General features: G+C 73.6%; 22 protein-coding genes. 11 read left to right on the top strand and 11 right to left on the bottom strand.

The window, feature by feature from the left end:
• Positions 1-183: 183 nt before the first annotated feature.
• Entirely contained in the window at positions 184-1584 is a 1401-nt protein-coding gene (gene lpdA / locus ACFYYR_RS14250; protein WP_388851643.1) for a dihydrolipoyl dehydrogenase, read from the top strand.
• Between the two features lie 42 nt (positions 1585-1626).
• Here lpdA and ACFYYR_RS14245 read toward each other — a convergent pair whose 3' ends face one another.
• Both ACFYYR_RS14245 and ACFYYR_RS14240 read right to left on the bottom strand, forming a co-directional pair.
• Positions 1627-2142, bottom strand: coding sequence for a pyridoxamine 5'-phosphate oxidase family protein (locus ACFYYR_RS14245; RefSeq protein ID WP_388851640.1), 516 nt, complete (start codon positions 2140-2142; stop codon positions 1627-1629).
• Between the two features lie 195 nt (positions 2143-2337).
• Positions 2338-3288: an NAD-dependent epimerase/dehydratase family protein gene (locus ACFYYR_RS14240; protein ID WP_388851637.1), complete on the bottom strand. Its 951-nt coding sequence runs from the start codon at positions 3286-3288 to the stop codon at positions 2338-2340.
• A gap of 348 nt (positions 3289-3636) precedes the next feature.
• On the opposite strand from ACFYYR_RS14240, the gene ACFYYR_RS14235 reads away from it, so the two are divergent.
• From ACFYYR_RS14235 to ACFYYR_RS14220, 4 genes are all read left to right on the top strand, one after another.
• Positions 3637-4479: a DMT family transporter gene (locus ACFYYR_RS14235; RefSeq protein ID WP_388851634.1), complete on the top strand. Its 843-nt coding sequence runs from the start codon at positions 3637-3639 to the stop codon at positions 4477-4479.
• 113 nt (positions 4480-4592) lie between these two features.
• Complete coding sequence (locus tag ACFYYR_RS14230) at positions 4593-5450, top strand: YhjD/YihY/BrkB family envelope integrity protein (protein WP_388851631.1); 858 nt, start codon at positions 4593-4595, stop codon at positions 5448-5450.
• Between the two features lie 159 nt (positions 5451-5609).
• Entirely contained in the window at positions 5610-6569 is a 960-nt protein-coding gene (locus ACFYYR_RS14225; protein WP_388851628.1) for an amidohydrolase family protein, read from the top strand.
• 118 nt (positions 6570-6687) lie between these two features.
• A complete protein-coding gene (locus ACFYYR_RS14220) occupies positions 6688-8061 on the top strand; it encodes a phospholipase (RefSeq protein WP_388851625.1) in 1374 nt (457 codons plus the stop codon).
• A 50-nt stretch (positions 8062-8111) separates the two neighbouring features.
• Here ACFYYR_RS14220 and ACFYYR_RS14215 read toward each other — a convergent pair whose 3' ends face one another.
• The gene (locus ACFYYR_RS14215) at positions 8112-8996 is read right to left on the bottom strand and encodes an aldo/keto reductase (RefSeq protein ID WP_388851623.1); all 885 of its coding nucleotides are present in this window, start codon (positions 8994-8996) and stop codon (positions 8112-8114) included.
• Positions 8997-9225: 229 nt separating this feature from the next.
• Entirely contained in the window at positions 9226-10764 is a 1539-nt protein-coding gene (locus tag ACFYYR_RS14210) for a hypothetical protein (RefSeq protein WP_388851620.1), read from the bottom strand.
• A 273-nt stretch (positions 10765-11037) separates the two neighbouring features.
• On the opposite strand from ACFYYR_RS14210, the gene ACFYYR_RS14205 reads away from it, so the two are divergent.
• Positions 11038-11502, top strand: a complete 465-nt coding sequence (locus ACFYYR_RS14205) for a hypothetical protein (protein ID WP_388851617.1) — start codon at positions 11038-11040, stop codon at positions 11500-11502.
• 341 nt (positions 11503-11843) lie between these two features.
• Here ACFYYR_RS14205 and ACFYYR_RS14200 read toward each other — a convergent pair whose 3' ends face one another.
• Complete coding sequence (locus tag ACFYYR_RS14200) at positions 11844-12251, bottom strand: hypothetical protein (RefSeq protein WP_388851614.1); 408 nt, start codon at positions 12249-12251, stop codon at positions 11844-11846.
• Between the two features lie 351 nt (positions 12252-12602).
• Positions 12603-13091 (bottom strand): GNAT family N-acetyltransferase, encoded by a 489-nt coding sequence (locus ACFYYR_RS14195; protein WP_388851611.1) that lies wholly within the window; start codon positions 13089-13091, stop codon positions 12603-12605.
• 212 nt (positions 13092-13303) lie between these two features.
• Here ACFYYR_RS14195 and ACFYYR_RS14190 point away from each other — a divergent pair, with 212 nt between their 5' ends.
• Positions 13304-13813 (top strand): pyridoxamine 5'-phosphate oxidase family protein, encoded by a 510-nt coding sequence (locus ACFYYR_RS14190; protein ID WP_388851608.1) that lies wholly within the window; start codon positions 13304-13306, stop codon positions 13811-13813.
• 76 nt (positions 13814-13889) lie between these two features.
• Here ACFYYR_RS14190 and ACFYYR_RS14185 read toward each other — a convergent pair whose 3' ends face one another.
• Entirely contained in the window at positions 13890-15020 is a 1131-nt protein-coding gene (locus tag ACFYYR_RS14185; protein ID WP_388851605.1) for a methyltransferase, read from the bottom strand.
• Between the two features lie 161 nt (positions 15021-15181).
• Here ACFYYR_RS14185 and ACFYYR_RS14180 point away from each other — a divergent pair, with 161 nt between their 5' ends.
• Positions 15182-16231, top strand: coding sequence for a phosphatidylinositol-specific phospholipase C domain-containing protein (locus ACFYYR_RS14180; RefSeq protein WP_388851602.1), 1050 nt, complete (start codon positions 15182-15184; stop codon positions 16229-16231).
• A 326-nt stretch (positions 16232-16557) separates the two neighbouring features.
• Positions 16558-18144, top strand: a complete 1587-nt coding sequence (lnt, locus tag ACFYYR_RS14175) for an apolipoprotein N-acyltransferase (RefSeq protein ID WP_388851599.1) — start codon at positions 16558-16560, stop codon at positions 18142-18144.
• Here the strand turns inward: lnt and ACFYYR_RS14170 are convergent.
• Positions 18068-18973 carry a Gfo/Idh/MocA family protein gene (locus ACFYYR_RS14170; RefSeq protein ID WP_388851596.1) on the bottom strand — a complete coding sequence of 302 codons (906 nt, stop codon included), beginning with the start codon at positions 18971-18973 and terminating at the stop codon, positions 18068-18070. The genes lnt and ACFYYR_RS14170 overlap by 77 nt on opposite strands.
• A complete protein-coding gene (locus ACFYYR_RS14165) occupies positions 18970-19437 on the bottom strand; it encodes a hypothetical protein (RefSeq protein ID WP_388851593.1) in 468 nt (155 codons plus the stop codon). The genes ACFYYR_RS14170 and ACFYYR_RS14165 overlap by 4 nt, the downstream gene beginning before the upstream one ends.
• Before the next feature lie 44 nt (positions 19438-19481).
• On the opposite strand from ACFYYR_RS14165, the gene ACFYYR_RS14160 reads away from it, so the two are divergent.
• Positions 19482-20009: a DinB family protein gene (locus ACFYYR_RS14160; RefSeq protein ID WP_388852509.1), complete on the top strand. Its 528-nt coding sequence runs from the start codon at positions 19482-19484 to the stop codon at positions 20007-20009.
• Positions 20010-20083: 74 nt separating this feature from the next.
• Complete coding sequence (locus tag ACFYYR_RS14155) at positions 20084-20545, top strand: hypothetical protein (RefSeq protein ID WP_388851591.1); 462 nt, start codon at positions 20084-20086, stop codon at positions 20543-20545.
• On the opposite strand, the gene ACFYYR_RS14150 is transcribed toward ACFYYR_RS14155, so the two are convergent.
• Together ACFYYR_RS14150 and ung are read right to left on the bottom strand one after the other, a co-directional pair.
• Positions 20533-21051, bottom strand: a complete 519-nt coding sequence (locus tag ACFYYR_RS14150) for a hypothetical protein (RefSeq protein WP_388851588.1) — start codon at positions 21049-21051, stop codon at positions 20533-20535. The two genes, ACFYYR_RS14155 and ACFYYR_RS14150, sit on opposite strands and share 13 nt — an antisense overlap.
• Before the next feature lie 215 nt (positions 21052-21266).
• Positions 21267-21935, bottom strand: coding sequence for a uracil-DNA glycosylase (gene ung, locus ACFYYR_RS14145; RefSeq protein WP_388852506.1), 669 nt, complete (start codon positions 21933-21935; stop codon positions 21267-21269).
• Positions 21936-22031 lie beyond the last annotated feature (96 nt).

The raw sequence follows: 22031 nt of genomic DNA, 5'->3' as shown, positions 1-22031 counted from the left end.
CTCTGTCCCTTTCGTCCGGGCGCCGGCCCCCGCGCCCTCACCCGGGGACCACCGTACGAGGAGCCACCGACAGCCACGCCGCGATCACCCGATCCGGCGGCGCGACGGACGTGACGTGGCTCGCATGCGCCGATTGCGCGCTGATCCGGCGGGAAATGACCGGTCCGGCATAGGCTGCCGGTCATGAGCGCACACTTTGACGTGGTGGTTCTGGGGGCCGGTCCCGGCGGATACGTGGCAGCGATCAGGGCCGCCCAACTCGGCCTGAGCACGGCGATCGTCGAGGAGCGGTACTGGGGCGGCGTCTGCCTGAACGTGGGCTGCATCCCGTCCAAGGCCCTGCTGCGCAACGCCGAACTGGCGCACCTCTTCACCCAGGAGGCGAAGACGTTCGGCATCCGGGTCGACGGCACGGTCACCTTCGACTACGAGGCGGCGTACACCCGCAGCCGCAAGGTGGCCGACGGGCGCGTCAAGGGTGTGCACTACCTGATGAAGAAGAACGGGATCGCCAAGTACGAGGGCGTGGGCAGCTTCACGGACGACCGCACCCTCCAGGTCGCGCTCTCCGACGGCGGCACCGAGTCCGTCACCTTCGACCACTGCATCATCGCGGCCGGTGCGACGACGAAGCTGCTGCCCGGCACCTCGCTGAGCGAACGGGTCGTCACCTACGAGGAGCAGATCCTCAGCCCCGAGCTCCCCGGCAGCATCGTGATCGCGGGCGCGGGCGCCATCGGCGTCGAGTTCGCCTATGTGATGCGCAGCTACGGGGTCGAGGTCACCCTGGTGGAGTTCCTGGACCGGATCGTCCCGCTGGAGGACGAGGAGGTCTCGGCCGAGCTCGCGAAGCGCTTCCGCAAGCTGGGCATCAATGTGCTGACCTCCACCCGGGTGGAGGCGATCGACGACTCCGGGGACCGGGTCCGCGTCATGGTGACCACCGGGGGCCAGCGGCAGACGCTGGAGGCCGACAAGGTGCTGCAGGCCATCGGTTTCCAGCCGCGGGTCGGCGGCTACGGCCTGCAGAACACCGGGGTCCGGCTGACCGAGCGGGGTGCGATCGACGTCGACGCCCGCTGCCGCACGAATGTGCCGCACATCTTCGCCATCGGCGACGTCACGGCGAAGCTGATGCTCGCGCACGCGGCGGAGGCGATGGGCATCGTCGCGGCGGAGACCATCGCGGGCGCCGAGACCATGGAGCTCGACTATGTGATGATTCCGCGCGCCACCTACTGCCAGCCGCAGATCGCGAGCTTCGGCTGGACGGAGACGCAGGCGCGCGAGCAGGGGTTCGACGTCCGGGTGGCCAAGTTCCCCTTCACCGCGAACGGCAAGTCGCACGGTCTCGGCGACACCGCGGGCTTTGTGAAGATCCTCAGCGACGCCCGGTACGGGGAACTCCTCGGCGCCCATCTCATCGGGCCCGAGGTGACGGAGCTCCTCCCGGAGCTGACGCTGGCCCAGCAGTGGGACCTGACCGTCCATGAGGTGGCCCGCAATGTGCACGGGCACCCGACGCTCGGCGAGGCGGTGAAGGAAGCCGTGCACGGGCTGGCGGGTCACATGATCAACATGTGACGCGGCGGGGGCACGGGACGGATCCGGCCCCGCCCCCGCTCCTCAACCCCGTTCGAAGCGCCACCGGGTCTGGCTGTACTCGCCCTTGCGGAAGGCGAACACCGTCGCGGGGGCGACCTCGTAGACCAGGGCCCGGCCGCCCTGGCCGACGAACGCCCCGTCCCGGACGTCGAAGTGCCACTCGCTGCCGTACTTCGCCTCGTAGGCGTCGGCGACGCGCCGCAGCCGGGTGTCGTCGCCCAGTTGTACGGCCTCGCCCTCGACCACCAGGTCGACGCCTTCGTTCAGGGCGTTGCACCCGGTGGTGAGGGCACAGCGGGTGTTCCGGGCGAGATTCCGCGCCTTGCGCTCCTCGGTGCCGGTGCAGAAGCAGAGCGCGTCGTCGAGCCAGACGGCCAGCAGCGGGGTGACATGGGGGCGTCCGTCCGGGCGTACCGTCGACAGCCAGAACAGCTCCGCGCTCTCCAGGCCCTCCAGGGCCTCCGCCCACGGGGTCGGGACCGCGCCGGGGATGCTGTACCGGGCGTCCAGCTCGGCGACCGGTCGGTTGCCCGCCATGGTGCTCTCCTCTCGTGCGGCCGGTGGCGTCGCGCGGTGGGCCGACGCCGGCCGCCCACCCGGACCCGGCCGTGGGGTGTCCGGACCGACCATGGTGGCAGCCGGGCCGTGGCCGGACGCGGATGGCGCGCGGGTCGGGCCCGGCCGCCCCGGCCTCCGTCAGTCCCCGGCCGTCCGTGAGGCCCCGACCACCTGTCAGGCCTCGGCGAGCAGGCTGCGGTACCAGGTGAGTGTGGTGTCCAGGGCGTCCTCCAGCGGCACCGGGCGCGCGCCGAAGGCGGCCTCGAAGGCGGAGGAGTCCATGATCTGTGGCTCGGTGTGCTGGTAGAAGAGCTCGGCGTACTCGTTCATGAACACCTCGTCGAACGGCCCGAACGGCCGCGCCTCGGGCAGCACCACGGTCCGCAGCGGGCGCCCGGTCCGCTGCTCGATGAGGGCGTGGATCTCCCGCGTGGTGCGGGCGGGTGCGGTGGGCAGGTGCCAGACCCGGCCGTCGGCGTCGTCGCGTTCACCCAGGGTGGCCAGGCCGACGGCGACGTCACCGATGTAGGTGTGGCTGTGCGGCAGGTCGATGTCGCCGAGGGCGAGGACGTCCCCACCGGTGAGCGCGCCGGGGAACACCGCGCCGCCGAGCGTGGAGTTGAGGACCCCGGGGCCGACGAAGTCCGCCGCCCGGCCGAGGACCACGCGGGCCCGGCCCTCCCGGTGCGCGGCGAGGTAGTTCTCGTCCAGCCGGGCCCGCATCCGGCCCTTGCGGGTGGTGGCCCGCCACGGGGTGTCCTCGGTCATGACCGCTCCCCCGGTGTTGCCGTACGGGTAGAGGGTGTCGAGCACCACGAGCTTGGCGCCCTCGGCCTCGACCGCGGCCAGGATCGCCTCCTGGATACCGGGCAGCAGTTCGGTCTGCAGGTGATAGGCGACATTGACGCAGTGGTGGACGACGGCGGCTCCCGCGACCGCGGCCCGGGCCTGCCCGGGGTCCCGGACATCGGCGGCACGCCGCTCGACACCCGGCAGGGCGGGGCCTTCGGCCCGGCGGTCGACCAGACGGACCGGGTGGCCCCGGCGGACGAGCTCCCCGGCCAGGGCAGTTCCGGCCGGCCCCGAACCGAGGACGACGTGCAGTTCTTCACGGGCAGCGGACATGGGGTCTCCTTCGTCGGGGCGGGCTGGCGCGTCCGGCGGACCGCGTGCGGGCCGGGCGGGACATCCCGTCCCGCGCTCGCCTGCGGTCCGCGGTGACCGCCACCGCAGAGTTACGGCCAATCGCTTTCGTTATAAGCTCTAACAGTCATGGACTGTAGCACCACCGCCCCGGAAGCGCACCCCTGTTCGGCGGTGCGTTCCCCGCGACCTGGCCAGCTGTCGGGGGCCGCGGCCGTTCGCAGGTGGCCGGGCGGACCGCGGCGATGGGGCGCGCAGCCGGGGTGGCGTGGCGGGGGCCGACCGCCCCGCCTCCGCCGCACACCGGGGCAATGGCTCTACGGTCGGCACATGGGAGTCGGAGTGGTGTTCGCGCTCTGCGCCTCCGTCTGCATGGGCACCGCGACGGTGATGCAGGCCATGGGCGCGCGCATGGCTGCCGACGAGTCCTCCGGCAGCGGCGTGAGCACGCTGCTGCTGGCCGTGCGGCGGCTGCCGTTCATCGCCGGAATCGGACTCGACATGCTGGGATTCGCCGCGGAGCTGGTGTCCCTGCGCACGCTGCCGATCTTCGTGGTCGAAGCGGCGCTCGCCTCGTCCCTCGCGGTGACCGCCGTCGTGGCGTCGCGGTTCCTGCACATCAGTCTGCGCCGGACCGAGTGGACCGCCGTGGTCACCGTGTGCTGCGGCCTGGCGCTGCTGGCCGTCGCGGCGGGCCGGGAGGGCAAGGGCGACGGCGACGAGACGCTCCGGCTGGCCACCCTGTGTGCGTCGGTCGGATTCGCGGTGGTGGGCTGGGTGGTGTCGCGCCGTCTCCAGCACAACCGGGCCGCCGTCCTCGGGCTGATCGCCGGGCTGAGCTTCGGGCTCGTCGCCCTGGGGGTGCGGATGCTGCCCGGATTCGGCGTCGTCGAACTGCTCACCGACCCCTCGACCTACACCGTGATCATCTCCGGGATCACCGGCTTCCTGTACCTCGTCGACGCGCTGCAGTCGGGGTCGGTGACCGCGGCCACGGCGGCCATGGTGATCGGGGAGAGCGTGGGGCCGGCGGTGTTCGGGGTCGCCTGGCTCGGGGACTCGACCCGGCACGGGTACGCCCCGCTGGCCGCCCTGGGCTTCGTGCTCTCGATCGGCAGCGCACTCGCCCTCGCCCGCTTCGGCGAGGCGGAGCAGCAGACGGCCACGTCCTGAACGCCGTGTCCCGGTACCTGCGTGACGCCCCCACAGCCCCTCCCCCGGCCGTCGTTCGGGGGCTCCGGACGGAACCCGGCTCCCCGAGAACCGTGAGGAGGTGAGCGACACTCATGCCCGAGAAGACTCCCGGCGACGCGGGTCACGGGTCGTTCACCGAACGCCTGTACCGGGCGTTCCATCTCTCGCCCGCCGGGCGGGGCTGGCGGCACGCCGGCGAGCTGGAGCTGATGCAGCGTTCGATGGGGTTCGCCGCTCTCGGCTTCCTCACCCTGGTGCCGCTGCTCATCGTGGTCGCCGCGGCGGACCCGGCGAACGGGCGGGGTTTCGCGGAGTGGCTGGGCGACGGCCTGGGGGTGTCGAAGGGCGCGCAGCAGGAGGTCGAGCAGCTGTTCACGAAGCCGCGTCAGGCCCTGGAGTCCACCACGGCGTTCGGCCTCGCGGCTCTCGCCGTGTTCGGTCTGACCTTCGGGTCGGCGGTACAGACCGGGTACGAGCGGGTGTGGGAGCTGCCTCCGGCCCGCTGGCACACCATGTGGCGGCACCTGGTGTGGGTCGCCATGCTGATCGGCTATCTCTTCCTCTCCGCGCACTTCACGCTGGAGCCCGAGTCGTCCGGTGGGGTGGCGGAGACGTTCTGGCGGTTCCTCGTCGCCGTCACGAGCGCGGTGCTCTTCTTCTGGTGGTCCCAGCGGCTGCTGCTCGGCGGGCGGGTGGGCTGGGGTGCGCTGCTGCCGGGCGCGGTGGCGACCGTGATCGGCCTGCTCGGGCTGCGGGTCTTCTCCCGGCTGGTCTTCTCCCCGCTGATCGCCTCCAACGCGGTCAGCTACGGGCCGATCGGCACGGTGCTGGTGATCCAGTCCTGGCTGGTCGGGGTGGGGGTCGTCGTCTTCGGCGGGTCCCTCGTCGGCCGGCTGCTGTACGAGGAGGGACCGCGGCTGCTGGGCAGGCTGCGGCACCGCGACCGCTGAGACCTCAGGACCCGGGAGGCGGCTCGGCGCGACGGCTCCTCTAGGGTCGGCTCTTTCGGACCGATCCGGGGTCGGGCTTCCGGACCGATCATGGGGTCGGACTGTCGGCCCGACCCGACGAGAGGGGGGGGGCTGGACGTGTGTTGTCCCGGAGAGTCAGTGCAGGAGTGCGGCACCGGTGGCGCGGCGGCCCGTGACGGCCACCGGAGCGGCGGCGTTCCCGGCAGCGGGGCGGCGGACGGCGGGGAGGCCGAGCGGGTGACGGCGTTCCGCCGCGCGCTGGGGCTCCCCGGCCTGATCGACGTCCATACGCACTTCATGCCGGAGCGCGTCCTGGCCAAGGTCTGGGCCTACTTCGACGCGGCCGGGCCGCTGACCGGCCGCCCCTGGCCGATCACCTACCGCGGCGACGAGGACGAACGGCTGGCCCGGCTGCGGTCGTTCGGCGTCCGCGCGTTCACCTCGATGATGGTCTATCCGCACAAGCCGGGGATGGCGGAGTGGCTCAACGGCTGGGCCGCCGGCTTCGCCGCCCGCACCCCCGACTGCCTGCACACCGCCACCTTCTTCCCCGAGCCGGACGCCGCCCGCTACACCGCCGAGGCGGTCGAGGCGGGCGCCCGGGTGTTCAAGTCCCACCTCCAGGTCGGGGCGTACGACCCCAACGACCCGCTGCTGGACGACGTCTGGGGGCTGCTCCAGGACGCGGGCATCCCGGTGGTCACGCACTGCGGCTCGGGGCCCGTTCCCGGCCCGCACACCGGGCCCGGCCCGGTCGGCGCCCTGCTCGCCCGCTTCCCCCGGCTGCGGATCGTGGTGGCCCATATGGGCATGCCGGAGTACGGGGACTTCCTGGATCTGGCCGACCGCCATCCGTCCGTCCATCTGGACACCACGATGGCCTTCACGGACTTCAGCGAGGAGACCGCACCGTTCCCGGCCGGGCTGCTGCCGCGGCTGCGGGAACTGCAGGACCGCGTCCTGCTCGGCACCGACTTCCCGAACATCCCCTACCCGTACGGCCACGCCCTGGACGCCCTCGCCCGGCTGGACCTCGGCGACGACTGGCTGCGGGCGGTGTGTCACGACAACGCCGCCGGGCTGTTCGGCATCGGCTGAGCCCCCGTCTCCGGCACCTCGGCCACCGGCACCCGGTCCCGGGTTTTCGGTGCCGGTCTCTGGCGCTCCGGCCCCCGATCGAGTGTCATGTTCCCGTCGAACTACCGAAGGAGTCGGTGTGCGCTTACTGCGAGCGGTGTGCGGGGCGGTGGCGGCCGTATCCGCCGCGTCGTTGATGACGGCGCCGGGGGCGGCAGCCCGGCCGGCGGGCCCGCCGGCCGGGACGGTGTACGTCCAGAGCGCGGTCAACGGGCTCAACGCCTCCAACAGCGGGGGCACGATCGCCCTTCACCGGCCGCAGGGCAACGAGGACCGCCAGCAGTGGAACGTCGCTCCGGTGAGCGGTGGACGCCATGAACTGCGCAGCGCGGACGACCCGGCCCGCTGCCTCGGGCGGAGCGGCGACCGGGCCGTGACCGTCGCGTGCGGCGGGGCGGACGCCGGCTGGGAGATCGCACCGGCCGGGAACGGCCGGTTCTCCCTCGCCGTGCCCGGCACCGGGAACCGGCTCGCGCTCGGCGAGCGGCCCAGCGGCGGCAGCTACCCGGACCAGCCGCGCATCGGCGGCGACGGGGACCTCGCCCGCTGGTTCCTCACCCCGGCGCCGCTCCCCACGGCCGCCATGCCGCCGGCCGACCGGCGCACCCTCGACCAGGTCACCTTCCTCACCGCGCACAACGCCTATGCGAACGGTGTGGACGGCGGGTTCGCGCCGCCCATCGTCAATGCCTTCCCCAACCAGAAGCGCGGCATCGAGCAGCAACTCGCGGACGGGGTCCGGGGTTTCATGCTGGACATCCATCAGACGCCGGACGGCGCGATCCTGTGCCACAACAGCTGCACGCTGGTCTCCCGCCCGGTCGCTCTCCGGGTCGATCTGCAACGCATCGTGAACTTCCTGCGCCGCAACCCGGGGCAGTTCGCCACGGCGTTCCTGGAGGACTACGTCTCCGCGGAGGTGCTGCGCGGCGAACTGGACCGGGTCGACGGCCTGTCGGACGTGCTCTACCGGCCGGACCGGGAGGGCGTCCACCAACAGGGCTGGCCGCGGATGGCGGACCTCGCCCGGCGCGGCAAGCAGTTGCTGATCTTCACCGACCGGACCCGCGCGCAGGACGCCGGAGGCCCGGCCCGCGGCGACTTCGGGGTGCTCTACCAACAGGAGTGGACGGTCGAGAACCACTGGTCGATGGGGCCGGGGGTGGGCTCGTCCAACTGGGCCTGTTACAGCCGCTGGTACGGCGGTGACCTGAACGTTCCGCTCACCCGGGAGGACGGCGCGTTCCGGCCGCTCTTCGTGATGAACCACTTCCGGGACGTCCCCGTCACCGCCACCGCCTCGCTGGACAACAGCCGGCTGCTGAACCGGGCCGAGAACTTCTGCGCCCCGGCCGCCCGGAAGAAGCCGAACTTCCTGGCCGTGGACCACTACGACCGGGGTTCCGCCCAGTCGGCCGTGGACCGGCTCAACACCTACACGGTGACGCCCTGAGCACCTGCCCGGTCACGGCCTCACCCCTCAGCTCCGGCGGGCCCGGTCCGTCACCGCGTCCCGCCGGAGCCGGTGTCGCCCGCGGCGTCCAGCAGCGCCGTCTCCGCTCCGTCCAGCACGAGGCCGGCCGCCGCGGCGGAGTCCTGCACGGTCGCCGGCCGGCTGGCGCCCGGAATCGGCACGACGACCGGCGACTTGGCGAGCATCCAGGCCAGGCAGACCCGGTACGGACTGACGCCGCGGGCCTCGGCGACCCGCGCGAACGGCGCGTAGGGCGATCCGGGCTCCCCCGCCCGCGCGATCCCGCCCAGCGGACGCCAGGGAAGGAAGGCGATGCCGCGCTGCGCACAGAGCGCCAGCTCGGGTTCACTGGAGCGGAAGTCGGGGGCGAACTGGTTCTGCACGGCGGCCAGCCGGCCGCCCAGGATGTCGTCGGCCAGCCGGATCTGCTCCGGACCGGCATTGGAGATCCCGACCATCCGCACCTTCCCCGCGTCGAGCAGATCGCGGAACGCCCCGATCGATTCGGCGTACGGCACCCGCGGGTCCGGCCGGTGGAACTGGTACAGGTCGATGGCCTCGGCCCCGAGCCGCCGGAGTGAGCCCTCGCAGGCCCGCCGGAGGTGCTCCGGGGTGCCGTCCAGGGTCCAGGAGCCGTCCGGGTGGCGCACGTGGCCGCCCTTGGTGGCGACCATGACCTCACCCCCGCGCGCGTGCCCGGCCAGCGCCCTGGCGATCAGCGACTCGTTGTGTCCCACCGCATCGGTGCCCAGCTGGTAGGCGTCCGCGGTGTCGATGAGCGTCACCCCGGCGTCCAGGGCCGCGTGGATCGTCGCCAGCGAGCGCTCCTCACCGGGCCGGCCCTCCACCGACATGGGCATCGCGCCCAGGCCGATCGCACTGACCTCGACGTCACCGATGCGGCGGGTCTGCATGAGCTGATGCCTCTCTTCGAGCGGGGACGCCCGCGGGGCGCGGCACGCCGCCCCAGCCTCGCGCCGCCTCCCGGGGACTGTCCAGCAGATGTCCCGGTGTCGGTCAGCCGGTCACCGAGCCGAGGCCGCGCTGCCCGGCCGTGGAGCCCCATAGCCCGTGCCCGCCCGCGGAACGGCCGCGTCCACCCGGGGTGGCCGGGCGCGGGGCTCCGGGAGCCGGGCAGGCCGCCTACGACGTGTGGGTCTGGGGGTGCTGCGGCTGCTCGGGTGTCCCGCCGGTGGGCTCCTCGGGTGTGCCCGGAGTCTGCGGCTGCTGGGTCCGGGAGGTCTCCTCGGAGGTCGGCGGCTCCCCGGTCTCCTCCTGCGAACGCCCCGGGGTGCTCTCGGGCGTGTCGCCGGGAGCGGATGGGGACGGCTTCCCCGACGGCCCGCCCGGGGTGCTCTCGGACGGCGCGCGCGACGACGGGGGCTCCGGGCACTCGGCCCGGCGGACGGTCCGGCTCTTCAGGCCGGTCACGGCCGGCTGCTTGCAGACATGGGCCTTGAGCTCGTTGAAGGCCTTGATGATCTGCGCTCGTGACTCGGTGCCGTTCTGCAGGTAGGAGCTGAGCAGGTGGAGGGTGATGGCGTCCCGGGGGTCCAGTGAGTCCGCCGAGGGCTGCTTTCCGGTGGAGTCCACGGTGGACCTGAGCAACGGGCTGATGATGTTGATGGCGTCCCCGCGGAGCAGCACGTACTTGCTGTCGTCACGTTCCAGCGAGGATCGGGTCTCGCCCCCGAAAGGTGGCGCGATGTAGAGCGCCCCCACCGGCGAGGGCGCGGAAGGCAGCCCTTCCCGCTCGCGCGCCGCCACGATCTCCTTGTCCAGGTCGTGCTTGGCCTGGCGGACCGGGAAGCCGCCCTCGCTGTGGCTGATGAGGATGACCGGCTTCCCGGCCTGCAGTGCCTCCCGCGCCTGTTTCATCAGGGCGGGGTAGGCCGTGTTCTCCTGGGCCTTCTCCTCGTTTCCCCCGTACTGGTACAGCAGTCCGGGCAGCTTCCTGAGGAACACGTCCGCGCCCATCGCCTCGGCGGTTCCGCCCGCGGGGACGCCCTGTCGCCGGACCAGCATGTCGATGTAGTTCTTGACCTCCGGAATCTGCTGCTGGTCCCTGACCACGCGGCCCATCGCCTGACCGTTGGCGAAGCGCAGAGCCGCGTCCATCGCGCTGATGTTGTAGGCCTGGTCGACCTGCTGACCGACGGCACCGCCGAGTGCGGTGGCGGCGTCCTGGGCCTCCTGCCCCGTGTTGAGAACCCCATTGCCGAAGATCGCCGTGACCTCCCGCGACGCGCCCGGACTCGGCTGGGCGGCCCGCCCCGGGTGCCGCGCCCCGGCACCACCTGCTCCACCGGGCGCCTTGTCGTTCTGCCCGGTGGGAGCGGGGACCGTCACCACCTGACCGGCCCGCGCCCGCTCGCCCAGCGCCCGGTCGTTCGCCTGTGACTCCGCCATGCCGCCGGGCCGCTTCCACTGCCGGACGTGCGAAGCGAGCACCTCGCCGAGGATGGCGTCCTGGTCCACCCCGGCGTCCCGGGCGGTGGCCATGGCGTCGGCGAGCTTCTGGAAGGCGGGAAGCACCTCGTCGTCCGGAAGGCGCTGCTCGGTGGCGCGCAGACGCTCTTCGAGCGCCTCTCGGGCGGAATCCGGCGTCGGAGGCTTCTTCTCCCCCGACGAGCACGCCGCGAGGAGAGCGCCGCAGAGGCAGACGGTCAGCACACCCCTCACCGGTGCGGAGCTCCTCCCGCGGCCGCCGGGGGAACGACGGCATGGCTGCAGCACCTTCATGGCGTCAAACTGCCACGGCGCATGCGGCAGCGCGCGGTGGCAGCCGCCGAACGATGGCCGGGCGCCCGTGGACGCATCGCCAAGCAGGTGTGGACTCCGTGCTCACGACAGGGCGGCGGACCCCCGGAAGGATGAGGTCCGTCCCCGCTCCCCCGGCCACCCGGGGAGGGGGGACGTCCCAGGAGCAGGACGAACGAACGGGGTGCTCAGCACGTGAAAATCTTCCGGACCGCCACGGTCGCCGCGCTGTGCGCGGCGACCACCCTGACGGGGGTGTCCCTCGCCCCCGCGGCCCAGGCCGAAGGGCACAACGGCGGCTGTTATAGCTACCACAACGTCCACGACGACCCGCTGAAGTACGTCTCCTGGAAGTCGTGCATCAAGCGGCAGGACCCCTACGTCGGCTGGCTGCGCACCTCGGCCCGGATCTGGCTGCAGGCCGGTCACCCCCGGTGCCAGGTGGAGTTCAGCCTGCTCAAGGCGGGCTCGGGGAGCCGGGTGTACAAGCACGCCTGGCGCTGGTGCCCGCGGGGCCGGGTGAAGAACCGCTACATCAAGGGGTTCGACTACCACTCGAACCCGTCCAGGAACGCCCGGTACACCGTCGTGGTGCGGATCCGCGGCGTGCCGGCCACCACCAACGCGATTCCGCGCAGCCCCTACCTCCAGCTGCCCTGACCGGCCGGGCAGCGCGTCCGAGGCCCGTCGGCGGGTGCCGGCGGGCCTGCCCGGGACCGCGGCAGCACCGGAGCATCTGCGGGTGCCCTGGCCGCGTTGACACGGGGCCGTTGAGCCCGTTGGCGCAGGGCCGTTGAGCCTGTTGACGCAGTCCGTTGATGCGGCGCCGACGACGCCTCCCCAGGGGCACTTCGTCGAGCGGCGCCGGCACAGGGCCGTGGACACGGCGCCGTCGGTGCCGCCCCGCGTCCGAGGCGTGTCACCTGCTGCGACCCCGGCACCGGTGCCGGGGTCGCGGCGTGCCGAAGTCGCAGCGTGCCGGGGTCGCAGGAGGTGTCCGCTCAGCCGGCGACCGCGTGCGGCCTCGGCCGGGTGGTGCCGCGCAGTTCGAGTCGCAGCTGCACCTCTTGGTCGCCGGGGACGGTGTGGCCCTCCTCGGTCACCCCGAACGCCCTGCCCAGGGACTCCCGGATGTCGTGCACGGCCCGCTCGCTCCCGAAGAGGTCGGCGGTGACCGTGCCGTGCAGTGCCGGCGGGGGCCCCGGCTCGCCGTGGCGGCGTACGTCGAAGGTGCCGATCCACACCATCGGGTTGGCCCGCGTGTGGCTCTTCACGCAGTGCTCCTCGGCCTCCCGGTCCATGGGCGCCGGGAAGGCGGCCCGCAGGGCGTCGAACACCAGGTCCGCGTCCTCGGGAGCGCAGTCGGTGAGGTGGACGCTGACGTGGGCGGAATGCTGCAGGGTGGTCATCGCCATCACTCCTCTGGAAGGCCCGCCCCGCCGTGGCGGAACGCCCCGGACCCGGATCCGCGGAAGCCCGAAGCCCACTCCCCGGCTGCGGGCGAGGTTCCCGCACCTGCGGCCGGGGCCCGGCGGCTCTGCTCCCGGGTCTCTCCCGATCGTGTGCTCACCGCGGAACCGTGTCAACCGATGACCTCGCCCGGGCCGCCGCCCCGCGGCGCGGGGGCCTCGGGCCGGCGTCGGCACGGGCCTCGGCCCCATTCCGTTCCCGTCGTCACCGGCCCCGCCGGCCGACCGCGGGGACCGGCGACGGGACCTCCGCCGGCCCTCGCGCCGGGCGATCGGAGGGGGCAGAGGCGGTCAGAGGCGGCGGTACATGATGTGCAGGCCCACATAGCCCTTCTCGGGGTGCCGGAAGGCCTCCGGCAGGGTGCCCACCACCTCGAAACCGAGGGAGCGCCACAGCGCGACCGCCCGGGTGTTGGTCTCCACGACCGCGTTGAACTGCATCGAGCGGTACCCCGCCCCCCGCGCCCAGTCCAGGACGTACTCCCCCAGCGCCCGCCCCACGCCCCGTCCGGCGTGGCCCGGGGCGACCATGAAACTCGCGCTCGCGACGTGCGAGGCGGGGCCCATGTGGTTGGGGTTCATCTTGGCCGAGCCGAGGACGGTGCCGTCGGGGTCGACGGCGACCACGGTGCGGTTCGGCGGGGCCAGGCACCACATCTCCCGGGCCTGCTCCTCGCTCACGTCCCGGGGCCAGGTGTAGGTGTCCCCGGCGGCGACGATGGGCCGCAGGAACGCCCAGATCGCGGGCCAGTCGTCCGACGTCGCTTCTCTGATCAGCATGTGGCCCAGCATCGTCGCTCATATGCGGGAAAGCGACTGCTTTCCGGCGCTCCCCGAGCGTGCGGGCGTTCCGGCGCCCACCGTGGCACGAGGGCCCGTCCACCCGGCTCGGCTGCCCCCGGCACCCTGCGGGAGCACTCGCCCGAAGCCCCCGGAGGACTCGCCGCGAATCAACGACAGAAGATGTCCGGTATCCCGGCAATCCTGGAGCCATGACGACCGATTGGACCGACTTCCAGGCGGCGGAGCCCGGCTTCGCCGAGACCGTCCGCACCCGCTTCCAGCAGCACAAGCACCATGTCCTGGCCACCGTGCGCCGGGACGGCTCCCCCCGCACCTCCGGCAGCGAAGTGGAATTCCGCTTCGGCGGGATGTGGCTCGGCATGATGCCGGACTCGCGCAAGGCCCTCGACCTGCGCCGCGATCCGCGGTTCGCGGTGATGGCGAACCCCGGGCCGGACACCTCGATGGGCGGGGGTGACGTACGGGTCGGCGGCCGTGCCGTCGAGGTGACGGATCCCGACGTGAAGGTCCGCTTCACCGAGGAGGTGGAGGTGCCTCCCGGGCCGTTCCACCTCTTCCGGGCGGACCTCACCGAAGTGGTGCGGACCTTCGTCGACGGAGAGGAGCTGGTCGTGCAGGTGTGGCGGCCCGGCGCTCCGCTGCGCACCCTCCGGCGGGCCAACGACGACAGCCCGCCGCGGGAGGACCCGCGGCCGTAACGGACGGGCGGGGTCATCCCGCGGCGGGCTGGGGCCTGTCCGACCCGTCCAGCCTGCCCTGCGGTCCGGACAGGCCCTACCGGGCGACGAGCCGCCAGAGCGACGTCACCTCCGCCGCACGCGCCGCGTGCAGCGGATCCGTGGGGTCGCTCGCCCGCCGGTGGACGGGGCGGGCGTCCAGGCGGCCCGCCACCGCGAGGCCCGCGCCGCTGATCGCGTCGAGCAGTTCGGCGCGGGTCCGCAGCTCCAGGTGCTCGGCGAGGTCCGAAATGATCAGCCAGCCCTCGCCGCCCGGCTCCAGGTGCGCCGTCAGCCCGTTCAGAAAGCCGCGCAGCATCCGGCTCCCGGGGTCGTAGACGGCGTGTTCGAGCGGGGTTGCGGTCCGGGCGGGCAGCCACGGCGGGTTGCAGACGACGAGCGGGGCCCGGCCGGACGGGAAGAGGTCCGCCTCCAGCACCTCGGTGCGGTCCGCGCAGCCCAGCCGGGCCAGGTTCTCGCGCGCGCAGTCCAGGGCGCGTGGGTCCCGGTCCGTCGCGACGACCCGCTCCACCCCGCGGCGGGCGAGCACCGCGGCCAGCACGCCCGTCCCGGTGCCGATGTCGAAGGCCCGGGTGCGCGCGGGTAACGGCGCTTCGGCCACCAGCCGCACGTATTCGCCGCGCACCGGCGAGAACACCCCGTGGTGCGGGTGGATGCGGTCGCCCAGCGCCGGAACGTCGACGCCCCGGCGGCGCCACTCGTGGGCCCCGATCAGCCCGAGCAGCTCGCGCAGCGGCACCACCGACGGGCCGGTGCCCGGCTCCCCGTACGCCTCGGCACACGCCCGCCGCACATCGGGCGCCCGGCGCAGCGGGATGTCGTAGCCGGGGTCCAGCGGCACCAGGAGCATGCCGAGGACCCGCGCCCGCCGGGACTGCTCCTGCCGGTACCGGCGGAAGGCCTCGGCCGGAGGGAGGTCCGGCGGGGGCGCCGCGGCACGGCGCCCCCGGGACTCCATGCGGCGCCCCATCGCGCGCAGCAGCTGCCGCGCGTTGTGGAAGTCCCCGCGCCACAGCAGGGCGGTGCCCTCGCAGGCCAGCCGGTGGGCGAGCGCGGCCCGCATCCGGTCGTCCGCGACGGTCACCCGCCGCGGCGGGGGTGCTCCGGCCGCCGACCGCCAGCAGGCGGACCGGGGCTCGGCTCCTTCGGTCCAGTGAACGGCTTGCACCGGCTCATGATCGTCACAACAGGTCCGGACAGCAAGGGATTTTTCGCACCATCACCGGCACCGCGCACTCCCGGCCGCACCGCGAAGGTTCCTGACGACCGCTCAACTCCTTTACGCTGCTGCCACTTTCACCACCCCCCTCACACCGAAGGTGGCATCGCATGCGCACACTTCGCACGGCCGGCACCACCGCGTCCCTGGTGGCCGCGGGGCTCCTCGCCTCGGCCGGTCCGGCCGCCGCAGGGCCGTCCGGCGCCGGTGACCCGGCGTACTCCGCCAGCACCACGGTGGGCGTGCACAACGCCTACGAGAAGGACAAGTACCCCTATCTCGCCGACGCGTTGGACTCCGGAGCCGGGCTGCTGGAGTTCGACGTGTGGACGAACGGGCTGAGCAAGAAGTGGCGGGTCTCGCACCAGAACCCGGTGGGCAACAACAACAATTGCGAGAACGCCGGGTCCGCGGCCGAACTGCGCACCAAGGCGCGCAACCAGAGCCTGGACGGCTGCCTGGCCGACATGAAGGCCTGGCACGACGCGCACCCCGGCCACCGGCCGGTCATGCTGAAGATCGAGATGAAGGACGGTTTCAACAGCAAACGCGGCAAGGGCCCCGCCGAGTTCGACGCGCTGGTCTCCGCGCAGCTCGGCGACGCGCTCTACCGGCCCGCCGGTCTGCTCGGCCGGCACGCCACCCTCGACGAGGCGGTGCGGGCCGAGGGCTGGCCGTCCCGGTCCGAACTGGCGGGCAAGTTCCTCATCGAGCTGATCCCCGGCACCGTCGAGGAGAAGAATCCGTTCGACTCGCTGTGGACCGACCGCGAGTACGGGGAGCACCTGCGGGACCTGGCCGCCGCCGGCACCTTCTCCCGCGCCACCGCGTTCCCGGCCGTCCACCACGCCGCCGCCGGTGACCCGCGGACCCGGTACAAGGACACGACGATCCGCCCGTGGTTCGTCACCTTCGACGGAGACGCGTCGTCGTATGTGACGGACTCCGGCATCGACACCGCCTGGTACGACCGGAACCACTATCTGGTGACCATGTCCGGGGCGCACGGTGTCGCGCCCGCGATCGACGCCGTGCGGCCCACGGAGGCCCAGGCGCGGGCGCGCGTCGCGGAGCTCGCCGCCGACCATGCCAGCTTCGCCACCAGCGACTGGTATCCGCTGCCCGGTGTCCTCTCCGCCGTTCTCCCGCGCGGCCGGTAGGGACCCGGCGGGGCCCGGCCGCGATCCGCGGACCGTACGGGCGCGGACACCCGGCCGGGCCCCGGCCGCGGCCCACCGGCCGTACGGGCACGGAGCGCCCGGCACGGACCGCCGCACCGCGGGGACCGGCGGGACGGAGCACCCCCGTCGGCGCCCGGCACCGGCCGGGCGGCCCGGGGCTGCTGCTCGGCTCCGCTGCCCGGCCCCAGGGAACGGCCGCGCGGAGCCCCGGCGCGACCCTGCCGTCTGTCGCTGATCGTCGTACTCGCGCACACTGGTCGAACACAGGGCCGCAGGACTGACGGCCAGCACGAGGGAGTCACGACATGCGCGTGTCGGTCGACCGGTGGCGGCGGGCACTGGCCTCGCCGTGGCAGCGCGGCGCGGTCGCGGCCCTGGCGGGCGCCCTGCCCGCACTGGCCTTCCCCGAGCCGTCCCTGTGGTGGCTCGCCCCGGTCGCCCTGGTGCCGTGGCTGCTCCTGGTCCGCTCCGCTCCGACCGGCCGCCGTGCGGCGTTCGACGGCTGGCTGGGCGGCGCCGGCTTCATGCTGGCGGTGCACCACTGGCTGTTGCCGAGCCTGCACGTCTTCACCCTGGTGGTGGCGCTGCTGCTCGGCGCCCTGTGGCTGCCCTGGGGGCTGCTCGTCCGGCGGCTGCTGGGCGGCGCGCCCGGGCCGTGGCGGGCGGCCGCGGCGCTGGTGCTGGTGCCGTCCGGCTGGCTCATGGTGGAGCTGGTCCGCTCCTGGGAGAACCTGGGCGGGCCGTGGGGCCTGCTCGGCGCCAGCCAGTGGCAGGTGCCCGCCGCCCTGCGGCTCGCCTCGCTGGGCGGGGTGTGGCTGGTGAGCTTCCTGATCGTGGCGGTGAACACGGCCCTCGCCCTGCTGATCGCCCTGCCCGCCGCCCGGCGGGCCGCCGTGTGCGGGGTGGCGGTCTGCGCGGCGGCCGCCGGGGCGGCGTGGGCCTGGGCTCCGCTGCCGGACCGTACGAGCACGGTGCGGATCGCGCTGGTGCAGCCCGGGGTGGTGGACGGGGTCGGCAGTCCGGACGCCCGCTTCGACCGGGAGGAGGCGCTGACCCGGAAGCTGGCCGGCCGTGACGCGGATCTGATCGTGTGGGGCGAGAGCAGCGTCGGTACCGATCTGACCGACCGCCCGGACCTGCAGCGACGGCTCACGGCCCTCGCGCGCGAGACCGGGGCGGCGCTGCTGGTGAACGTGGACGCGCCCCGCTCGGACCGGCCGGGCATCTACAAGAGCTCGGTGCTGCTCGGCCCGGACGGGCCGGCCGGCGGGCGGTACGACAAGATGCGCCTGGTGCCGTTCGGCGAGTACATACCCGCCCGGTCGCTGCTGGGCTGGGCCACCTCGGTCGGCAAGGCCGCGGACGAGGACCGCCGCCGGGGCACGGCTCCGGTGGTGATGACGGTGCCCGGTGCCCCGGGGCTGCGGATCGGGCCGCTGATCTGCTTCGAGACGGCGTTCCCCGACATGAGCCGGCATCTGGTGAAGGAAGGTGCGTCGGTGCTGACGGCCCAGTCCTCGACCTCCACCTTCCAGCACAGCTGGGCACCGGAGCAGCACGCCTCGCTGGCCGCGCTGCGGGCGGCGGAGACCTGGCGCCCGATGGTGCACGCGACACTGACCGGGGTGAGCGCGGTGCACGGCCCCGGCGGTGAGCCGGTGGGCGGCCGGCTGGGCACCGACAGCAGCACGGCGGCGGTCTACGACGTGCCGCTGGCCACCGGCCGCAGCCCGTACGTCCGGTTCGGTGACTGGGTGGTGTACGGCTCGGTGGCGGCGCTCGTGCTGTACGGCGCCGCCGAGGTGGCACGCTCGGTCAGGAGGCCTGCTCCAGGGCCCGGGTCACCACCCGCTCGCACAGCTCATGGGTCCGCAGCGCGTCCTCGGCGGTGAGCGGCGCACCCGTGCGGACGGCGTCGAGGAAGGCCAGGACGGCCTGTTCGATGCCGCGCTGCCGGGCCACCGGCACCCAGTCGCCCCGGCGGCGGACGCTCGGCTGGCCCTTGTGGTCGATGACCTCGGCGAGGTTGCGCACCTCCCGCTTGGTGTCCTGCCCGGAGACCTCGAGGATCTCCTCGGCCGACCCGCTCATCCGGTTCATGGTGCCGATGGCGGTGCAGTCCGCGCCGGACATCTGGAGCACGACGTGGTGCAGCAGGCCGTCCCGCACCCGGGCGCGCACGTCGATGTGCTCGGCCGGGGCGGGCAGCAGGAAGCGGAGGGTGTCCACGACATGGATGAAGTCGTCGAGGACCGCGGTGCGCGGGTCCTCGGCGAGCCCCACCCGGTTCTTCTGCATGAGGATGAGATCCCGCGGGTGGTCCCGGCACTGGGCGTAGCCGGGGGCGTAGCGGCGGTTGAAGCCGACGGCCAGGCCGACGCCGCGCTCCTGGGCGAGCCGGACGATCCGCTCGGTGTCGGCGTAGTGGTAGGCGATGGGCTTGTCCACGTAGGTGGGCACCCCGGCCTCCAGCAGCCTGCCGACGATCTCGGCGTGGACGGCGGTCGGGGCGTGCACGAACGCGGCGTCGGGGCGGGCCGCGAGGAGCCCGTCGAGGTCGCGGTGGAGCCGGTCCCCGGGGATGCGGTGGGCGGCTCCGAGCCGCTCCAGCGTGTCCGGGGTGCGGCTCTGCAGATGGAGCTCCAGGCCGGGCCGGGCTCCGAGGACCGGCAGATACGCCTTCCGGGCGATGTCGCCGAGTCCGATGCAGCCGACCTTCACCTGTGCTCACCTCGGTTCCGTGCGGGGTCCCCGCCGTCCGCCGGCGGTGTCGTCCCGCCGACGGCAGCATACGTCGGCGCCGGCGGCCGCCAGTCGGCGATGCCGTCGAAGGCCCGCAGGGCCAACCGGGCGCCCAGGCGGTCGGCGGTGGCGACGAACGCGCTCCGCAGCGCCACGGCGGGCGGCGCGGCGAGGCTGACGGCGCGGCGCAGCCGTGCCGAGCGGCGCACCACCTCCAGGGAGTGGATGCCGTCGGCGCCCACGACGAGGCCGGCCTCGATGGACTCGCCGCGGGCGGTGGTGACCCGGGCGGGGCTGCCGGGGCCGACGGGATCGTCGAGGCGCGCCGCGGCGTCATGTTCGCCTGCGCGGCGGGCCCGTACCACGCGGCGGACGTAACCCCGGACCAGCTCCGGGCCGGCTGCAGGGAACTGCTGCGCGGCATGCTCGGCGACGCCGGGCACGGTGGCGGGTAATTCCCTGGCACACTCCCCGGCGCCCGGACATGATGACCCGCATGACGACTGCTGAACGCACCATGCCCCCCACCGTTGCCGACGAACGCACCATGCTGGAGAGCTGGTTGGAGTTCCACCGCGAGACGCTCGCCGCCAAGTGTGCGGGCCTGGACGAGAAGCAGCTGCGCGAGGCCTCCGCACCGCCGTCGATCCTCTCCTTGATGGGCCTGGTCCGGCACATGGCGGACGTCGAACGGCACTGGTTCCGCAACATCCTCGCCGGGGAGGCCGGCGCGGCGCAGCCGCTCTTCTGGACCGACGAGGACCAGGACCGCGACCTCCGGCTCACCCCGGACGACAGCTGGGAGGAGGCCCAGGAGATCTGGCAGCGGGAGATGGGACGCGCCCGCGAGGCCGCCGCCGGGCGCGGGCTGGACGACATCGGGGCCGGGGAGCACCACAGCGGGAAGACCTTCTCCCTGCGCTGGATCTACGTCCACATGATCGAGGAGTACGCCCGGCACAACGGCCACGCCGACCTCATCCGCGAGCGGATCGACGGTTCCACCGGAATGTGACCCCGTCACCCCAACGGAGCAGTCGGAGGGCGAATCGCTGTCCAACGGCACCCGGGAGCAGCAAAATGCCCCGGGTGCACCGATTCACCGCAGCAGTGGTCCTGCTCGCCTCCCCGGCCCTCGCGGGCTGCGTCACCGTCCCCCGGCAGCATCCGGTGAAGGAACCGCCCGTTCCGTCGCCCGCCTCGGAGTCCGCCGCGCCGCAGATCGCCGAGCCCCGCTCGGTCGACCGCATCGAGCGCATCCGGCCCGAGGCCACCCGGCACACCACCGGCAAGCTCCGCACTCCCCCGCCGCGCACGCAGCCGCCCGCCACGGTGCCGCGTGCCGAGCGGCCGGGACCCGACGCCCGGCCGCGGCCCGCGGTTCCCCGGCAGCGGGACGCCGGTCCCGTGGCACCCGCCAGGCCGCCCCGGTACACCCGCATCCCCGCTCCGGCGCGCACGGCCAATGTGTGCGACCTCGGCGAGACGTACGGCAAGTGGCGGCCGGGCAGCCCGGAGGCCCGGATCTGCCGCAGGGTCTACGGCAGATGACCGCCGGGCGGCGCCGGGTCACCGGTGGAGCCGCCGAGCCGTAGCTCCAGCCGCGCGATGGCCGCCCGGACGCCGTCGCCGTACTCGTCGTCGCCGAGCACCCGGGCGCTCTCCCGGGCCCGGCGGAGCGCCCGGCGCGCGGCCTCGGGCCGGCGCAGCTTCACATAGTCCGCGGCCAGGTTCAGGTGGATCGACGGATAGAAGGCACGGACGGCGACGGCGGTGCGGGAGGCGGACGGGGACCGGGAGCCGGCGTGGCTGTCGGCCGCGCGCAGCGCCCGGACGTCCCAGACCAGCTCGTCCGCCGGATCGTCCTGGGTGTCGGCCATGTAGTGGGCCAGCGTGCAGCGGTGCAGCGGATCGCCGGCCTCCCCGATCTCCGCCCACAGCTGGGCGAAGCGGTTCCTCGCCTCCTCGCGGTCGCCCGCGCGGTGGAGCATGACCGTCTGCCCGATCCTGGTCAGGACGGCGTCCTCGGACGCCTCCCCCTGCTGCTCACGGACCATCTGACCTCCCGCGCTCTGGCGGCAGCCGCTGCGGGACGGCGCCGGCCGCCGCACCCGGCCGCCGCCCCCAGGCTCTCAGGGCCGGGCCCCGCCCGCCCGTGGAGCGCTGCCAGGCCGGTGACCGGCTGCCCGGGGCGGAGCGGGCAGGCCCGTGCGGACGGCCCCGCCCGGTCACGGCGCCGGGGCGGGCGCGTGCCGCTCCGGCGAGGCCGGCGTCAGCCCAGGTCCGGGACCCGCCAGTCGACCGGCGCGTGGCCCTGCGCGGCGATCGCCGCGTCGATCTGCGAGAACGGGCGGCTGCCGAAGAACTTCTTCGCGGAGAGCGGGGAGGGGTGGGCGCCCTCCACGACGGTGTGCCGCTCGGTGTCGATCAGCGGGAGCTTCTTCTTGGCGTAGTTGCCCCAGAGGACGAAGACCGCCGGGTCCGGCCGGGACGAGACGGCGCGGATCACCGCGTCCGTGAACTTCTCCCAGCCCTTGCCCTTGTGCGAGTTCGCCTCCCCGGCGCGGACCGTCAGCACCGCGTTGAGCAGCAGGACGCCCTGCTCGGCCCAGGGCATCAGATAGCCGTTGTCGGGGACCGGGTGGCCGAGGTCCTGCTGCATCTCCTTGTAGATGTTCCGCAGGGAGGGCGGGGTCTTCACCCCGGGCCGCACCGAGAAGCACAGACCGTGCCCCTGGCCCTCGCCGTGGTACGGGTCCTGCCCGAGGACGAGGACCTTCACCCGGTCGAACGGGGTGGCCTCCAGCGCCGCGAAGACCTCGGCGCGCGGCGGGTAGACCGGACCGTTCGCCCGCTCCTTCTCGACGAAGTCGAGGAGCTCGGTGAAGTAGGGCCGGTCCAGCTCCTCGCCGAGGACGCCGCGCCAGGACTCGGGCAGCATGTCGGTCACGTCAACAACCTCCGGGGTGTGATCCGTTCTTCTCCGGAGAACCTACCGGCGACCACTGACGACGCCCCTCCCGGGGAGGAAGGGGCG

The organism is Streptomyces sp. NPDC001922, from assembly GCF_042891165.1.
In the GTDB taxonomy this organism is placed as follows: domain Bacteria; phylum Actinomycetota; class Actinomycetes; order Streptomycetales; family Streptomycetaceae; genus Streptomyces.
The sequence above is the reverse complement of the archived record's forward strand: the minus strand, read 5'-3'. Positions and strand labels throughout refer to the sequence as shown.

Excerpts from the sequence above, each read along its gene's own strand:
- ACFYYR_RS14180 (WP_388851602.1), top strand. The coding sequence starts at position 15,182 with ATGCGCACACTTCGCACGGCCGGCACCACCGCGTCCCTGGTGGCCGCG.
- ACFYYR_RS14190 (WP_388851608.1), top strand. The coding sequence starts at position 13,304 with ATGACGACCGATTGGACCGACTTCCAGGCGGCGGAGCCCGGCTTCGCC.
- lpdA (WP_388851643.1), top strand. The coding sequence starts at position 184 with ATGAGCGCACACTTTGACGTGGTGGTTCTGGGGGCCGGTCCCGGCGGA.
- ung (WP_388852506.1), bottom strand. The coding sequence starts at position 21,935 with ATGCTGCCCGAGTCCTGGCGCGGCGTCCTCGGCGAGGAGCTGGACCGG.
- ACFYYR_RS14230 (WP_388851631.1), top strand. The coding sequence starts at position 4,593 with ATGCCCGAGAAGACTCCCGGCGACGCGGGTCACGGGTCGTTCACCGAA.
- ACFYYR_RS14195 (WP_388851611.1), bottom strand. The coding sequence starts at position 13,091 with ATGCTGATCAGAGAAGCGACGTCGGACGACTGGCCCGCGATCTGGGCG.
- ACFYYR_RS14215 (WP_388851623.1), bottom strand. The coding sequence starts at position 8,996 with ATGCAGACCCGCCGCATCGGTGACGTCGAGGTCAGTGCGATCGGCCTG.
- ACFYYR_RS14235 (WP_388851634.1), top strand. The coding sequence starts at position 3,637 with ATGGGAGTCGGAGTGGTGTTCGCGCTCTGCGCCTCCGTCTGCATGGGC.
- ACFYYR_RS14200 (WP_388851614.1), bottom strand. The coding sequence starts at position 12,251 with ATGACCACCCTGCAGCATTCCGCCCACGTCAGCGTCCACCTCACCGAC.
- ACFYYR_RS14240 (WP_388851637.1), bottom strand. The coding sequence starts at position 3,288 with ATGTCCGCTGCCCGTGAAGAACTGCACGTCGTCCTCGGTTCGGGGCCG.
- ACFYYR_RS14160 (WP_388852509.1), top strand. The coding sequence starts at position 19,482 with ATGACCCGCATGACGACTGCTGAACGCACCATGCCCCCCACCGTTGCC.
- ACFYYR_RS14245 (WP_388851640.1), bottom strand. The coding sequence starts at position 2,142 with ATGGCGGGCAACCGACCGGTCGCCGAGCTGGACGCCCGGTACAGCATC.
- ACFYYR_RS14150 (WP_388851588.1), bottom strand. The coding sequence starts at position 21,051 with ATGGTCCGTGAGCAGCAGGGGGAGGCGTCCGAGGACGCCGTCCTGACC.
- lnt (WP_388851599.1), top strand. The coding sequence starts at position 16,558 with ATGCGCGTGTCGGTCGACCGGTGGCGGCGGGCACTGGCCTCGCCGTGG.